The sequence below is a fragment of the Silvimonas terrae genome, from assembly GCF_014202765.1.
In the GTDB taxonomy this organism is placed as follows: Bacteria; Pseudomonadota; Gammaproteobacteria; order Burkholderiales; family Chitinibacteraceae; genus Silvimonas; species Silvimonas terrae.
Map to the genome: position 1 here is coordinate 61,471 of NZ_JACHHN010000006.1, position 14,663 is coordinate 76,133.

Below are 14,663 nucleotides of genomic sequence, written 5' to 3' on the forward strand. Positions count from 1 at the left end.
CTCAGTGCTCCAGCCCTTGGGCGATCAAACCACGGCGCACCAGGGCTTCGTCCGGTGGGGTTTCCCAGGTGTGGTGCGGCGCGGGGGAGTCGACTTCCCATTCCAGCGTGTGTGCGCCATCCCACGGTTTGGCCGGGGCTTTGCCGACGCCGCCACGGATGGTGTGGATCACGTTGTAGAGGAAGAAAATCTGCGCAAAGCCAAACAGGAAGGCACCGACCGAGGCAATCTCGTTAAAGAAGGTGAATTGCAGTGCGTAATCCGGAATGCGCCGTGGCATGCCGGCCAGCCCCAGGAAGTGCATCGGAAAGAAGGTGATGTTGAAAGAAATCATCGACCACCAGAAATGGATCTTGCCCATCCGCTCGTTGTACATATAGCCAGACCACTTGGGCAGCCAGTAGTAAGTGGCGCCAAACAGGCTGAACAGCGCGCCGGCCACCAGCACATAGTGAAAGTGCGCCACCACGTAGTAGGTGCCATGCAGGGCGATATCGACGGGTGCCAAAGACAGTACGAGGCCAGAGAACCCGCCAATGGTGAACAGACACAAGAAACCGATGGCAAACAGCATGGGCGTTTCAAAGCTCATGGCGCCTTGCCACATGGTGGCAATCCAGTTGAACACTTTCACGCCGGTCGGCACTGCAATCAGCATGGTCATGAACATGTAAAAGAGTTGCGCCGTGGCCGGAAAGCCCACGGCAAACATGTGATGGCCCCACACCATGAAAGAGAGGATGGCAATGGCACACACCGCGTAGACCATCGACACATAGCCAAACAGCGGTTTGCGGCTGAACGTCGGCAAAATCTGGCTGACCACGCCAAATGCCGGCAGCGCCATGATGTAGACCTCCGGGTGGCCGAAGAACCAGAATACGTGCTGGAACAGGATCGGGTCACCGCCGCCGGCGGCGTTGAAGAAGTGCGTGCCAAAGTGGCGATCGGTCAGCAGCATGGTCACCGCGCCGGCCAGTACCGGGGCGACGGCGATCAGCAAGTAGGCCGTTACCAGGCTGGTCCAGGCAAACAGCGGCATTTTCAGAAGCGTCATGCCGGGTGCGCGCATGTTCAGCACGGTGGTCACGATGTTGATTGAGCCCATGATGGAAGACAGACCCATCAAGTGAATGGCGAAAATCCCGAAATCCATGCCCGGTCCAAGCTGGACCGACAGCGGTGGGTAGAACGTCCAGCCTGCGCCCGGGCCACCGCCGGGCATAAACAGGCTAATGATCAGCAACAGCGCGGCCGGCGGCAGCAGCCAGAAGCTCCAGTTGTTCATGCGCGCAAAGGCCATATCCGGCGCGCCAATCATGAGCGGTAGCTGCCAGTTCATCAGTCCGGTAAAGGCCGGCATGATCGCGCCAAACACCATGATCACGCCGTGCAGCGTGGTCAGTTGGTTGAAGAACTCTGGTTGCCAGAATTGCAGGCCAGGCTGGAAGAGTTCTGCGCGAATGCACAGGGCAAAGGTGCCGCCCAAGAGGAACATGCTGAAGGCAAACCACAAATACATGGTGCCGATGTCTTTGTGGTTGGTGGCGTATACCCAGCGCCGCCAGCCAGAGTGCGCGGCGCCGTGGTGGCCGTCGCCGTGGCCCGCGTGTACGTCATGATCCGCGTCGTGCGGGTGCAGTGTTTCGGTGGCAGTGGTCATGGTGAGTTCCCTGATATGCCGTTTACTTGCGGGCCGCTTTGACTTCAGCCGGCAAGACAAAGTCGCCGTCATGATTGCCAAAGCTGTTGCGTTCGTAGCTGATGACCGCCGCGATCTCGGTGTCGGACAAACCCGCCCACGAAGGCATCGCGTTCTTGCCAGTCAGCACAATATGGATGTGACCTTCTTTGGGACCGGTGGCGATCTTGCTGCCTGCCAGCGCCGGGAATGGCCCGCCACCCTTGCCGTCAATCTTGTGGCACGCGGCGCAGTTGGCTTCAAACACCGTTTTGCCGCGGGCAATCAACTCATCCTTGGTCCACTTCTTGTTCGGGTCGTCCTGTGCGGCTTTGGCTTTCTTCTGCTGCTCGGCCACCCAGGTTTTGAAGTCGGCGTCTGAGACCACCTTCACCACGATCGGCATATAGCCATGATCGCGCCCGCACAGCTCCGTGCACTGGCCGCGATAGGTTCCGACATGATCAGCGGTAAACCAGGTGTCCCGGATGAACCCGGGAATGGCATCTTGCTTGACGCCCAGCGCCGGCACGTACCAGCTGTGGATCACGTCGTTGGCGGTTGTCATCACGCGCACGCGCTTGCCCACCGGCACCACCACGGGTTCGTCCACTTCCAGCAGGTATTGCGGGTTTTTGGCCACGTCACCCTTGTAGTTCTCGATCTGCAGGCGTGGCGTGGCCAGGTGGCTGCGGTAGCCAAAGCCGTAATCCAGATACTCGTAACCCCATTGCCACTGGTAACCGGTGGCCTTGATGGTGACGTCCGGATCGCGGGTGTCTTTCTGATCGAGTACAAGGCGCGCTGCGGGCCAGGCCATGACGGCCAGGATGAGCGCGGGGATGATGGTCCACGCCACTTCCACCACGGTGTTCTCGTGAAAGTTGCGGGCAACGTGACCCTGGGATTTTCTGTGCTTGAAGATCGAGTAGAACATCAAGCCGAACACCACCACAAAGATCACCACGATGATCAGCATGATCCACGTGTGCAGATCGTAAATGCGGCTGGCGATGGAAGATTGCGGGGTCTGGAACGTGTACAAACTATCGGCAAAAGCAAACGCTGGCGTACAGGACAGCGCGGCGCAAAGTCGCCTGAGCAGCATCGATAACCTCCAGTGGCGTATTACTCACCTGATAGCCAGATGAATGGCAAAGCACTTGAGGTTGGCGAGTGTCTCAGTACAGCAACAGCCCAGATTGCGCTGCGACCGACTTTAAAACGAGCACTACGTCAGGTTCGTGCTTGCTTTTCACTGCGGACAGGCTCTTGTAGGTACTGGCTTTGTTTTCAGCCAGCTTTCCCGGGTTTTGTTTACAAAAGGTAGCAAATTTTTAATGTGACGCAAACCATTGATGCAAAACGCACCTTTTTGCTGCACCGCTCATCAGGCCGGTGTCTCTTTTTGTGCAGGGTTGACGTAATGATTGCAATAAGCGTGGGAAGAACTACCCGCTAAGAATGCTCATAAGAGGAGACATAAAATCATGGACTTGCACTTGCACGGTCTCGATGACCACTTCTCCATGCCAGAAACCGGCAAGGTGAACGCCATGCGGCCGTTCTACTGGTTGAAAATGGGCTGGACCGACTTCACCCGTCACCCGCTGCCCAGTCTTTGCTACGGCATCATCACGGCGCTGCTGGGTTTTGCGGTGCTGAAAATTGCCTCCAGTTACACCTATCTCTCGTCTACCGCAGTCACCGGGTTCTTGCTGCTGGCACCCCTTGGCGCATCAGGCATTTACGAGCTCACCCACGAGCGTGAAGAAGGGCGGGAAGCCTCGTTTATCCAGTCTTTGCGGGACGTGGTCCACAACCTCGGGCAGATTGCCTTTATGGGCGTGATCCTGGGTTTCATCGCCATGAGCTGGGAGCGGATTTCCGCCATCCTGTTTGCGCTGTTTTACGGTGGCGAGGCCGTAGGCATGCAGTTCTTCAGCCATGCGCTGACCTCAGAATACCTGGGCTTTACCATTGCCTGGTCGCTGGCCGGGCTGGTGCTGGCCTGTGTGGTATTTGCCATCTCTGCGGTGTCCATTCCCATGCTGGCGCACCGGGACGTCGACACCATTACCGCGCTGGTCACCAGCGTGCGCGTGGTGGCAGAGAACATTCCGGCCATGCTGGTCTGGGCGACCATCATTGTGCTGCTGACCGCGATTGGTTTTGCCACCTACCTGGTGGGACTGGTGATCATTTTCCCGCTGTTGGGACATGCCACCTGGTGTGCTTACCGGGATCTGGTGCACTAAAACGGTGCTCTTTGCCTGCCGCCTGACCCGCCAAACGGGTGGGCGGTATGGGTCTGGCTGGTGTTCTGGCTTGCGCGTGCTATCAAAACCGTGATGTGTCGATCAGGCAGTCACGGTTTTTGCTTTTTCAACGGGACATCGCAAAAGTCATTGATGAGTATCAAGAGACCATATGGAATACGGGTTATTCCGAATGGTGTCATCAAGCAGCGTCCTTAGCATTCGCAGCACAGACCTCGCATAGCGAGGCTTTCTTTTTTACAAAGGAAACGGAGCAACCAATGAAGCAGATGAAGGCAGGTATCGTCCTTGCATCAGTTCTGGCCCTGGCCACTGGCGCTAGCCTGGCGGCAGGTAAAACCCTGATTTATTGCTCTGAAGGCAGCCCGGCCGGTTTTGACCCGGCCCGCTATACCACTGGCACCGACTTTGATGCCTCGGCTGAAACCATCTACAACCGCCTCGTCGAGTTTGTGCCGGGTTCCACACAAATCCGCCCGGGTCTGGCGGATAAATGGGATGTCAGCGCAGATGGCCGCACCTACACCTTCTATCTGCACAAGGGCGTGAAGTTTCATACCACCCCGTACTTCAAGCCCACCCGCGACTTCAATGCGGACGACGTGATCTTTACCTTTGCCCGCCTGACCGACAAGAACCTGCCGTTCAACAAGGCCACCAACGCGACCTACCCCTACGCCTCTGACATGGGCATGGATAGCAATATCGCCAAGGTAGAAAAGATTGACCCATACACGGTCAAGATCAGCCTGAACAAGGTAGATGCCGCATTCCTGCAGAACATTGCCATGTCGTTTGCCTCGGTCATGTCGGCTGAATACGCTGACCAGCTGATGAAAACCGGCAAGGCCGACCAGATCAACACCCAGCCGATCGGCACGGGCCCGTTTATCTTCCAGGCGTACCAGAAAGACAGCGTGATCCGTTACAACGGCAACACGGAATACTGGCGCAAGGGCGATGTGCGGCTGGACAAGCTGATTTTTGCCATCACCACCGACCCGTCTGTGCGCTACCAGAAGCTGCAAAAGGGTGAGTGCCAGATCATGTCGTATCCACGCCCGGCAGACCTGAAAGCCATGCAGGCCAATCCGGCGCTCAAGGTGCCCAGCCAGGCCGGCTTTAACCTGGGCTACGTGAGCTACAACGTGACCCACAAGCCGCTGGACAAGGTGGAAGTACGTCAGGCGCTGGATATGGCCATCAACAAGAAGGCCATTATTGATGCGGTCTACCAGGGCGCTGGCCAGTTGGCCACCAACCCGATGCCGCCCACCCAATGGTCCTACAACAAGACCCTGAAAGACGCCCCGCTGGATGTGAACAAGGCCAAGGCCCTGCTGGCCAAAGCAGGTCTGCCCAACGGGTTTGAGATCACACTGTGGGCCATGCCGGTACAACGCCCATACAACCCCAACGCCAAGTTGATGGCGGAAATGATCCAGAACGACTGGGCCAAAATCGGCGTGAAGGCCAAGATCGTCACCTACGAATGGGGCGAGTACATCAAGCGCGCCCGCGCCGGTGAAGACGACGCCATGCTGATTGGCTGGAATGGCGATAATGGCGATCCGGACAACTGGCTGGGTACGTTGCTGGGCTGCGAAGCCGTGGATGGCAACAACTACGGCAAATGGTGCCAGAAAGACTTCAATGATCTGATAGTGAAGGCGCGCAGCCTGCCCAACCAGGCAGAGCGCACCAAGCTGTATGAACAAGCCCAGGTGATTTTCAAGCGTGACGTGCCGTATACCCCGGTGGCCCATTCCACCGTCTATCAGCCGATGCGCAAGGAAGTCGATGGCTTCAAGATCAGCCCGTTTGCGCTGAATGCGTTCTACGGCGTGGGTCTGAAGTAATCGCCGCCAACACAACGACTGCGTTATGCTCGCTTGCCTTGTTTTCCTGAGGGCAAGCGTGGCACACCGCTGGTGTTGACCGCGTGGACTGATGGGTCACGACAAGCCGGCCGCCCTGCGTGCCGGCTTTGTCGTCCCTGGGTGTGACCAAAAAGCACCAGCTATAACCGGGAATAAGCCGCCGTTGCATCCACACTGCCCGCTTCTGGCAGGATGCAGCAGCCCCGGACCCGCGCACCATTGCCGGTGCGCTCTTTACCCTGTCGCGAGTACGCACACATGATCCGTTTTTTGCTGCGTCGCATCGGCGTGGTGATCCCGACTTTTCTGAGTATCACGCTGCTGGCGTTTTCGCTGATCCACCTGATTCCGGGTGACCCCATCCTGGTGATGATGGGCGAGCGCCATATCGACCCCGAGTTCTACAAGCTCGCCATGCAGAAGCTGGGGCTGGACCAGCCGCTCTATCTGCAGTACTGGCACTACCTGGTGCATGCCCTGCATGGTGATCTGGGCCTTTCGGTCCGCTCGCAAGTACCGGTGATGCAAGAATTCCTGACCCTGTTTCCGGCCACGGTAGAACTCTCTATCTGTGCCATGATTTTTGCCACGGTCGTCGGCCTTGGGGCCGGCATTATCGCCGCCGTCAAACGCGGCACCGTGGCCGATCACGGCGTCATGGGCGTGGCGCTGGCCGGGTATTCCATGCCGATTTTCTGGTGGGGCCTGATCCTCATCATGGTGTTCTCCGTCCAATTGGGGATCACGCCGGTCTCTGGCCGGATTGACCTGTTGTACGACGTCACCCCGGTCACCGGCCTGATGTTGATCGACACCTTGTTGGCGCATGACATGGACGCCTTCCGCTCGGCGCTCTCGCACCTGATATTGCCCTCGATTGTGCTGGGCACCATCCCCATGGCGGTGATCGCCCGTATGACGCGCTCCTCCATGCTGGAAGTGCTGCGTGAGGATTACATCCGCACCGCGCGCGCCAAGGGCTTGTCGATGACACGTATCGTGCTGGTCCACGCCCTGCGCAATGCCTTGATGCCGGTGATCACCGTGATTGGCCTGCAAGTGGGTACGCTGCTGGCCGGTGCCGTGCTGACGGAGACCATCTTCTCCTGGCCGGGTGTGGGCTCCTGGCTGATCAACGCCATTGGCGCGCGGGACTACCCGGTCGTGCAGGGCGGCATTCTGTTGATCGCGACACTGATCATTTTTGTAAACCTGCTGGTTGACGTGCTCTACGGCGTGATCAACCCGCGTATTCGCCACGCGAGGTAATCGGCATGGCAGAAACAACAACTCAAGCCGCTGTGCCGGTTGCCACGCCAGCGCTATCGCACCCGACACCACTGCGCGAATTCTGGCTGGCCTACCGCGCCAACAAGGGCGCGTTGATTGCGCTGGGCTACCTGGTCATTCTGGTGCTGGCCGCCTTGTTGGCCCCATGGATTGCACCGCACAGCCCGTCCGAACAATTCCGCGATTTCATGCTCACGCCACCCGCCTGGCTGCATGACGGCCACGCCCGCTTTTTACTGGGTACAGATGAACTGGGCCGCGACATCCTCAGCCGCTTGATGCATGGCGCACGCCTCTCGCTGATGATTGGTCTGGTGTCGGTGATCGTTTCGCTGATCCCTGGCATTGTGCTGGGTTTGCTGGCGGCGTTTTACCCCGGCTGGCTGGGTACGGCCATCATGCGTTTGATGGACATCATGCTGGCGCTGCCGTCCCTGCTGCTGGCCATTGCCATTGTGGCCGTGCTGGGGCCGGGTCTGGTGAACACCATGCTGGCGCTGTCGATTGTCACGCTGCCTTCCTACGTGCGGCTGACGCGGGCTTCCGCCATGGCGGAGTTATCCAAAGACTACGTGATTGCGGCAAAACTCTCTGGCGCGGGCAAGCTGCGCTTGATGTTCAACACGGTCCTGCCCAACTGCATGGCACCGTTGATCGTGCAGGCCACACTCGGGTTCTCCTCCGCCATTCTGGATGCCGCCGCGCTGGGCTTTCTGGGCCTGGGCGTACAACCGCCGTTACCAGAGTGGGGCACCATGCTGGCCGCCGCGCGGGACTATATCGAGCGGGCCTGGTGGGTAGTGACCATGCCGGGCGTGAGCATTCTGATCACCGTGCTGGCGCTCAACCTGATGGGCGACGGCTTGCGCGATGCGCTGGACCCGAAACTGAAGAGGCTCGCGTAATGGCATTGTTAGAGATCAAAAACCTCTCGGTCGAGTTCGGTAGCGCCGCCAATCCGTTCCGTGCCGTATCCAACGTCAGCCTGACCGTGGACGCTGGCGAAATCGTCGGCATTGTCGGTGAATCGGGCTCGGGCAAAAGTGTGACCATGCTGGCGCTGATGGGCCTGATCGACGCTCCCGGCCGGGTGACGGCCGATGCGCTGACCTTTGATGGCAAAGACCTGCTGGGCATGAAAGCGCGGGACAAACGCAAGATCATCGGCAGCGATATCAGCATGATCTTCCAGGACGCGCTCTCCAGCCTGAACCCGGCGTATACCGTGGGCTTCCAGTTGATGGAAACGCTCAAGCAGCACACCAGCCTGCGTGGCGATGCGCTGAAAAAACGTGCGCTGGAACTGCTGGAACTGGTGGAAATCCCCGACGCCCCATCCCGGCTCTCGGCTTTCCCGCATCAGCTGTCGGGCGGCATGAGCCAGCGTGTCATGATTGCCATGGCCATTGCCTGTAACCCGCGTTTCCTGATTGCGGATGAACCCACCACGGCGCTGGATGTGACGGTGCAGGCGCAGATCATGGAACTGTTGGTCAACCTGCAAAAGAGCCAGGGCATGGGCCTGGTGCTGATTACGCATGATCTGGCTGTGGTCTCCGAAGTGGCCCAGCGCGTAGTGGTGATGTACGCGGGAGAAGTGGTCGAACAAAGCCCGATCCCTACCATTTTTGACACGCCGCGCCACCCTTACACCCAGGCGCTGTTGTCCTCCATTCCGGAACACAGCAAGGGCGCAAGCCGGCTCAACACCTTGCCAGGCGTTGTACCCGGCCAGTTTGATCGGCCCGCGGGCTGCCTGTTGTCGCCGCGCTGCCCGTACGTGCAGGCGCGTTGCCGCACCGATCACCCGCAACTGACGCCCGCCCACAATGCGCAAGCGCGTTGTTTCTATGCGCTGGATGACGCAGGAAAACCCGTTTATGGCTAATCAAGAACAGACCTCCAGCCCCGCACCGGTTCTGGTCGCACGTGATCTCTCGCGCCACTATCACGTCTCGCGCGGCTTTTTGCGCGGGCAGGCCACCGTCAAGGCCCTCAACAGCGTCAGTTTTGAACTGGCACCGCACCGTACTCTGGCAGTGGTGGGCGAGTCTGGCTGTGGCAAATCCACGCTGGCGCGCCAGCTCACCATGGTAGAAACACCCACTGCCGGCTCGCTCAACATCGCTGGCGTTGAAGTCGCCACCGCCAGCAAAGCCGCACTGCGTGAACTGCGCCCGCGCGTACAGATGGTGTTCCAGAACCCTTACGCCTCGCTCAACCCGCGCAAGAAGATCGGCACGCAACTGGAAGAACCGCTCTTGCTGAATACCCGGTTGAGCCCGGCCGAGCGTGAAGCCAAAGTACGCGACATGATGCAGCGCGTTGGTTTGCGGCCAGAACACTATCACCGCTACCCGCACATGTTCTCTGGCGGCCAGCGCCAGCGCATCGCCGTCGCCCGCGCCATGATGCTGAACCCGCAGATTCTGGTGGCCGACGAGCCCACCTCCGCGCTGGATGTCTCTATCCAGGCGCAGATCCTCAACCTGTTTATGGATTTGCAGGAAGAGTTCGGCACCGCCTACGTGTTTGTCAGCCACAACCTCTCGGTGGTGGAGCATATGGCCGATGACGTGATGGTGATGTACTTCGGCTCGACCGTGGAATACGGCCCCAACGACGCCATCATGAGTAACCCGCTGCACCCCTACACCCGCGCGCTGATGCAGGCCACGCCCGTCATCCGCGCGCAGGACCGCAAAGCGCGGGTCAAGTTGCAGGGCGAGCTCCCATCCCCGGTCAACCCGCCCTCTGGCTGCAGTTTTCATACCCGCTGCCCATACGCCCAGGCGCATTGCAAAGCAGAAGTCCCCGCGCTGCGCCCATTTGCCGGCCGCATGATTGCCTGCCATCGGGTCGAGGAAATCTCTGCCGATACCGCCAGTCCAAACAGCTAAGCGCGGGTATGTTTCAAATAGATGGCAAAAGGTGTTGACGGAACCTGTATTGCATGACATACTCTTCTTCTCTGTCGCGGGATGGAGCAGTTGGCAGCTCGTCGGGCTCATAACCCGAAGGTCACAGGTTCGAGTCCTGTTCCCGCAACCAGTATTTCAAAGGGTCTAGCTTCGGCTAGGCCCTTTTCGTTTTCTGGCGGGATAATGCGGGCTGTTACCTCGGTTTCCTCTGCCAACCATCAAAACACGCTTGCTCCGCAATAGCGGATCCAGCGTATCGCGTGGGCTGCCACGACTAAAACGTCGCCTGTTACCCGATCGGCTTGTATGATCTTGTCCACATTCCGGATGGTACCTGGATGCGAATTCTGGCCGGCTGTACCGTCAGGGCATCATCATTTACGTTCATTTCAAGACTGTGAGATCATGCCAGCAGCTTGCCAACTGGCTGGTTATTTCGTGTGTTAACCTGGATATATTCGGGAGCGGACGTGAACTTGTACATTAATCAGCTTCAAACCAAAGCTGACTTCAGACGCGCTATTTATTCCGGCGATATCTTTCTCAATACCCGGCTGCAAACGGCACAAGACTTGTGCAGCTTTGCGCAGGAAAGTATTACCGCTGCATTTGATGGCGAGAAAGATCACCAGGCATTGCACAAGATGATGCCGGTGGAGGTCTTTGTTGCCAAAGTAGAAAAGCTCAAACGCCAATTCACCAATAGCCTGCGTTCGAAAGAGCTGATTCGCAGCTTCACAGAGGAAATTGGCGCTGATCCCCGCGAATATATTTTTGATGTGCCCCGGATTCGGGTTGTACCGCATTACGACTATCTGCATGCAGGGGTGAGCTACGCTTATCGACCCCATCGTGATACATGGTATGGCGGGGTCGATTGCCAGATTAATACCTGGATGCCGGTTTATACCATTGGACCAGACCAGACCATGATGATTAATCCGGGGTATTTCGACAAGCCGGTGCAAAACACATCCAGGGACTGGAGCCTGTCTAACTGGATGAGTGTTCAGCGTGACAAGGCCAGAGAGAACATCAGGGAAGAAGTACGGGTACACCCGGTGCCGCTGGAAGAAATCGATACCGCATCGGAAATCCGCATGGCCGGCAATACCGGGGAAATGATCATTTTCTCTGGTTCACATCTGCATGGTACCGTCCCCAATTACACAGATCAGACCCGTTTCAGCATTGATTTCCGATTGATACATCTTGATGATTTGAAGCACAAACGCGGTGCAATCAATATGGATGGTCATTGCGCAGATGTAACGGCTGGCTATAAAGATTATTTTCACGTCCACGACTTTTCTGGTTTTCCTGGAGTTTAGCAATGACCAAGCGTCGTCTTACACCGGCAGAGATTGAGTACAACGAAACACGGGCAAATGTCTTGAAGCGCGTCGACTCCTCGTATGTGGCAGATGCGCCTTTTGTATTCTCCAACCGGATTGCCGTTACCGCCGCACTTTCGCGGATGGAACTGTTCAAAAAGGTGCTTGATGTCCCCGGCGCTATCGTAGAATGTGGTGTTTATAAAGGTAATTCGCTGATGCTGTATATGCATCTGTCGATGATCCTGGAACCCTACGCGATTAATCGTTCAATTATCGGCTTTGATACATTTGAGGGATTTACCAGCATCGACAAGAATGAAGATCCTTCAGATATTAATGAGAACATGTTCTCGGATACCGACCAGTCCCTGATTCAGGACATGATCAATGCCAACGATCTGGTCCGCCCGGTGAACCGGATTCCGCGGTGTGAACTGGTGAAAGGGGACATCGTCAAAACAGTCCCGGAGTTTGTCAAAACCCGGCCCGACCTCGTTGTGGCAATGCTGATTCTCGATACCGACTTGTACGCCCCCACCAAGGTCGCGCTGGAGACGTTCCTGCCTTATATGCCCAAAGGGGCCATTGTGGTGCTCGATGAAGTGGCGTACCGCAATTTCCCCGGTGAAACCAGTGCGTTGCGTGAAGTTTTTGACTTGAACAAGATCGAACTGAAGCGCTTGCCGTTTGATTCCTCAGTTGGTTATTTTCATATCTGAGGGCGGGGCGCACCCGCAACGCCAACCCATATCTGTGGGTAGTAACAAAAAGCCGGCTTCTGCCGGCTTTTTGTTTTTTGCGATAACCAATTCCCATCTTGCGCCTCAGCGCCGCGCGCGTGCCTTGATCAAGCGGGCTTTTTCTTCCAGTAGCTCATCGAGCCGTTCGTACATGCCCAAGGGCACGTAATCCACCGGCTTTCCGCTCTGGAAGGCTTGCTGGTTCTTGTCCAGCATGACATGCAGTTTTTCGACGTGGAAATTCCTGGTTTCAGGACTGTATTGCAAGACGTACAGACTCTCGTTCATGACCGACCATTAGCATCCTCAATGCGCCGCAAGGCGCCATAAACACAGGCCGGGAACAAGACACAGAAACTGGCAAGACGCGTCTACCCGGCAACCATATGGATCTAAAGAAAGTCCTGGCATGGTTTACCAAGGAGACGGCAGGGAAGGGCGATAACCCGTTGGCATATGCTCTGCTGCAGAGCAAAATTTGTCAATAGTCAAACCACAGTTGGATGAGTGGTATATCAGTCGCGCCAGCCGGCACGTTTATGGTGCGCCGCGTTTGATGCTTTGCTGCACCACGCGCGTGGGCCGTAAATGATGCTGCAACGCAGTAAGCGCCTGCCTGGGCTGGGCATGCCCGCACATGAAAATATCGATCACCGCCAGCCCGGTTTCCGGCCAGGTGTGAATGCTGATGTGTGATTCACGCAAAAGCAGTACGCCGGTGACGCCCATCTGCGGGCCAAAATGATGAAAGTGCGAGGCAATCACGCTGGCCCCGGCAGCGGTGGCGGCTTCTTTGAGTGCGGTTTGCAGCAAGATGCCGTCGCTGAGGACCACTTCATCAACGCCGTAGAAGTCCGCCAGTACATGCAGGCCCGGGGTGTAGGCGTGGGCATCGGTCATTTGTGATGGCCGCCAGAAACCCAGCCGCCCGCACCAGGCGAGCCGCCGCCGTAATAGCCGCCGCTGCTGCGACTGTTGGCACGTGCGCTGCTGTAATCAAGCAGGGTGCCGCCGCCTACCACGGCAAGGGCGTAAAACAGATAGAGAATGTGTCTGGGTGTCATATTGTCAGGTTTTTCGCCAAGCCCAGATGGGCAGCCAGAGTAGCAAGATGGCAATCGCACTGATGAAGATCGGGCCGCCGCTGTCATCTGCATTGAGCAGCGCGGGGATATTCAACAGCACCATGCCCCCGGTGAAGACTTTGGCCAGTGTTTCCAGCTCAATGCCGCCCGCGCCAGGGCGTGTGGTTGCGGCGGCGGCTTTGAAACTGGCGTGAGTAAACCATTTTTGCAACTGCTCTGCGCTGACGGGCTGGCTGCGCGACCAGGTCATTTCTTCGGCCGTGGCTTCGCTCGTCAGGGTGATCTGGCCCTGCCGATAGTCGTTGACGACCACGCGATCCCCTGTTTTGACGCGCCAGTTGAACGAGCCTGCCGCCCAGACGACCTCGCCGGTGTACTGATACTGGTGTGCAAATGTGGCGGTTTCCCAGGTAATGGCGTTGCCAGCGGGTGAGGGCCAGACATCCAGCACTTGTACACGCTGCCAGCCTTCGTCGCTTTCGACCAGCCACAAAAACCCTTTGATCACATTGAACAGCAGGTACTCGGTCCAGAAGGCGTTCTCGCCCACCTCCCGTTTGACCATCACGCCCAACACATCCCACAACACACCGTCGATATTGCCGCTATCACCGGGCTTGAGCGTGGTGGGGCGGGCGTTGACGCGTTCTTGCGTGGCCAGCACTTCTTGTTTATCGGGCGACTGCGCGCTCTCGGCATGACAGGCCGGGCAGACCATAAAGCGGGTCAGGCCGGGTGCGTACTGAATGGGCGAACCACAGGCCGGACAATTGAGGCTGCTGATTTTGCCCCGCAGCCGGCCGGCGGTATCGGCAATGGCGCTGCCTTCGCGCAGCAACTGGCATTTCATGCCATCCAGCGTGACTGCCTTGCCAACGTAGCAACGCAGAGTGGGCTCTGACCAATCCAGCGTCATGAAGCGATCGCGGTAACGCAGGTCGGCGGCTTTGACGGCGTAACCCGCCCCGACGGCAAACGGCAGCTCGCCCTGGCCGGCAATGCAGTGGGCCACGCGGACATCGGCCACATTCCACAGGTGATCCAGATGCGGAACCCCGTTACCGGGCCGCAGCGCGTCAAAGGTGGGGCCTGAGGCGGGCGCTGGGGCATCGCGAGTGAAAACATACTGGCCGGAGGCATCGGCCAGCCAGCCGGTGCTGCCGTCGTCAAACACGGCGTACCACTCGTTCCAGTAGCCGTCTTCATACTGCAACTGGATGCGCCCGACCACGCTGAAGGCGCTGCCTTCATACACCCCGGATGTCCCGATCTGGATGGGCGAATAGTCGGCCAGAATGTCGGACATCTTGCCGATATTGCGCACGCTGTCCGCGTCACGCAGCAGCGTGCTCTGGCAGTAACTGCAGACCGCCATGACGGAGGCAGAAGACATGAAACTGACCGGCGCGCCGCACGCCGGACAGGGCACCTTGTAAATGGGTTCAGCCAT

General features: G+C 57.9%; 14 protein-coding genes and 1 tRNA gene. 9 read left to right on the top strand and 6 right to left on the bottom strand.

Going from position 1 to position 14,663, the window contains the following annotated elements; translation table 11 throughout:
- Nucleotide 1 precedes the first annotated feature (1 nt).
- Together ctaD and coxB are read right to left on the bottom strand one after the other, a co-directional pair.
- Entirely contained in the window at nt 2-1,663 is a 1,662-nt protein-coding gene (ctaD, locus tag HNQ50_RS14595; RefSeq protein ID WP_184101936.1) for a cytochrome c oxidase subunit I, read from the bottom strand.
- 22 nt (nt 1,664-1,685) lie between these two features.
- Nucleotides 1,686-2,789, bottom strand: a complete 1,104-nt coding sequence (gene coxB / locus HNQ50_RS14600) for a cytochrome c oxidase subunit II (protein ID WP_184101937.1) — start codon at nt 2,787-2,789, stop codon at nt 1,686-1,688.
- Between the two features lie 382 nt (nt 2,790-3,171).
- Between coxB and HNQ50_RS14605 the strand changes: the two genes are divergently transcribed.
- The 9 genes from HNQ50_RS14605 to HNQ50_RS14645 all read left to right on the top strand — a co-directional run bounded on the left by HNQ50_RS14605 (nt 3,172) and on the right by HNQ50_RS14645 (nt 12,107).
- A complete protein-coding gene (locus HNQ50_RS14605; protein WP_184101938.1) occupies nt 3,172-3,939 on the top strand; it encodes a DUF2189 domain-containing protein in 768 nt (255 codons plus the stop codon).
- Nucleotides 3,940-4,220: 281 nt separating this feature from the next.
- The gene (locus tag HNQ50_RS14610; RefSeq protein ID WP_221303199.1) at nt 4,221-5,819 is read left to right on the top strand and encodes an ABC transporter substrate-binding protein; all 1,599 of its coding nucleotides are present in this window, start codon (nt 4,221-4,223) and stop codon (nt 5,817-5,819) included.
- Nucleotides 5,820-6,098: 279 nt separating this feature from the next.
- Complete coding sequence (locus HNQ50_RS14615) at nt 6,099-7,109, top strand: ABC transporter permease subunit (protein WP_184101939.1); 1,011 nt, start codon at nt 6,099-6,101, stop codon at nt 7,107-7,109.
- Nucleotides 7,110-7,114: 5 nt separating this feature from the next.
- Nucleotides 7,115-8,035, top strand: coding sequence for an ABC transporter permease subunit (locus HNQ50_RS14620; protein WP_184101940.1), 921 nt, complete (start codon nt 7,115-7,117; stop codon nt 8,033-8,035).
- Nucleotides 8,035-9,018 (top strand): ABC transporter ATP-binding protein, encoded by a 984-nt coding sequence (locus HNQ50_RS14625; protein WP_184101941.1) that lies wholly within the window; start codon nt 8,035-8,037, stop codon nt 9,016-9,018. The genes HNQ50_RS14620 and HNQ50_RS14625 overlap by 1 nt, the downstream gene beginning before the upstream one ends.
- On the top strand, nt 9,011-10,030 hold the full coding sequence (locus tag HNQ50_RS14630; RefSeq protein WP_184101942.1) for a peptide ABC transporter ATP-binding protein: 1,020 nt from the start codon (nt 9,011-9,013) through the stop codon (nt 10,028-10,030). Before HNQ50_RS14625 ends, HNQ50_RS14630 begins: the two co-directional genes overlap by 8 nt.
- 75 nt (nt 10,031-10,105) lie before the next feature.
- Nucleotides 10,106-10,181, top strand: a tRNA-Met gene (locus HNQ50_RS14635).
- A gap of 340 nt (nt 10,182-10,521) precedes the next feature.
- Complete coding sequence (locus HNQ50_RS14640; protein ID WP_184101943.1) at nt 10,522-11,382, top strand: phytanoyl-CoA dioxygenase family protein; 861 nt, start codon at nt 10,522-10,524, stop codon at nt 11,380-11,382.
- A gap of 2 nt (nt 11,383-11,384) precedes the next feature.
- The gene (locus tag HNQ50_RS14645) at nt 11,385-12,107 is read left to right on the top strand and encodes a class I SAM-dependent methyltransferase (RefSeq protein WP_184101944.1); all 723 of its coding nucleotides are present in this window, start codon (nt 11,385-11,387) and stop codon (nt 12,105-12,107) included.
- Between the two features lie 105 nt (nt 12,108-12,212).
- Here the strand turns inward: HNQ50_RS14645 and HNQ50_RS14650 are convergent, their stop codons facing one another.
- The 4 genes from HNQ50_RS14650 to HNQ50_RS14665 all read right to left on the bottom strand — a co-directional run bounded on the left by HNQ50_RS14650 (nt 12,213) and on the right by HNQ50_RS14665 (nt 14,663).
- On the bottom strand, nt 12,213-12,416 hold the full coding sequence (locus tag HNQ50_RS14650; RefSeq protein ID WP_184101945.1) for a hypothetical protein: 204 nt from the start codon (nt 12,414-12,416) through the stop codon (nt 12,213-12,215).
- Between the two features lie 249 nt (nt 12,417-12,665).
- A complete protein-coding gene (gene speD / locus HNQ50_RS14655; RefSeq protein WP_184101946.1) occupies nt 12,666-13,028 on the bottom strand; it encodes an adenosylmethionine decarboxylase in 363 nt (120 codons plus the stop codon).
- Complete coding sequence (locus HNQ50_RS14660) at nt 13,025-13,192, bottom strand: hypothetical protein (protein ID WP_184101947.1); 168 nt, start codon at nt 13,190-13,192, stop codon at nt 13,025-13,027. Before HNQ50_RS14660 ends, speD begins: the two co-directional genes overlap by 4 nt.
- A gap of 4 nt (nt 13,193-13,196) precedes the next feature.
- Nucleotides 13,197-14,663: a DUF4178 domain-containing protein gene (locus HNQ50_RS14665; RefSeq protein WP_184101948.1), complete on the bottom strand. Its 1,467-nt coding sequence runs from the start codon at nt 14,661-14,663 to the stop codon at nt 13,197-13,199.

Coding starts and splice junctions, on each gene's coding strand:
- ctaD (WP_184101936.1), bottom strand. CDS start 1,663: ATGACCACTGCCACCGAAACACTGCACCCGCACGACGCGGATCATGAC.
- coxB (WP_184101937.1), bottom strand. CDS start 2,789: ATGCTGCTCAGGCGACTTTGCGCCGCGCTGTCCTGTACGCCAGCGTTT.
- HNQ50_RS14605 (WP_184101938.1), top strand. CDS start 3,172: ATGGACTTGCACTTGCACGGTCTCGATGACCACTTCTCCATGCCAGAA.
- HNQ50_RS14610 (WP_221303199.1), top strand. CDS start 4,221: ATGAAGCAGATGAAGGCAGGTATCGTCCTTGCATCAGTTCTGGCCCTG.
- HNQ50_RS14615 (WP_184101939.1), top strand. CDS start 6,099: ATGATCCGTTTTTTGCTGCGTCGCATCGGCGTGGTGATCCCGACTTTT.
- HNQ50_RS14620 (WP_184101940.1), top strand. CDS start 7,115: ATGGCAGAAACAACAACTCAAGCCGCTGTGCCGGTTGCCACGCCAGCG.
- HNQ50_RS14625 (WP_184101941.1), top strand. CDS start 8,035: ATGGCATTGTTAGAGATCAAAAACCTCTCGGTCGAGTTCGGTAGCGCC.
- HNQ50_RS14630 (WP_184101942.1), top strand. CDS start 9,011: ATGGCTAATCAAGAACAGACCTCCAGCCCCGCACCGGTTCTGGTCGCA.
- HNQ50_RS14645 (WP_184101944.1), top strand. CDS start 11,385: ATGACCAAGCGTCGTCTTACACCGGCAGAGATTGAGTACAACGAAACA.
- HNQ50_RS14650 (WP_184101945.1), bottom strand. CDS start 12,416: ATGAACGAGAGTCTGTACGTCTTGCAATACAGTCCTGAAACCAGGAAT.
- speD (WP_184101946.1), bottom strand. CDS start 13,028: ATGACCGATGCCCACGCCTACACCCCGGGCCTGCATGTACTGGCGGAC.
- HNQ50_RS14660 (WP_184101947.1), bottom strand. CDS start 13,192: ATGACACCCAGACACATTCTCTATCTGTTTTACGCCCTTGCCGTGGTA.
- HNQ50_RS14665 (WP_184101948.1), bottom strand. CDS start 14,663: ATGGCTGAACCCATTTACAAGGTGCCCTGTCCGGCGTGCGGCGCGCCG.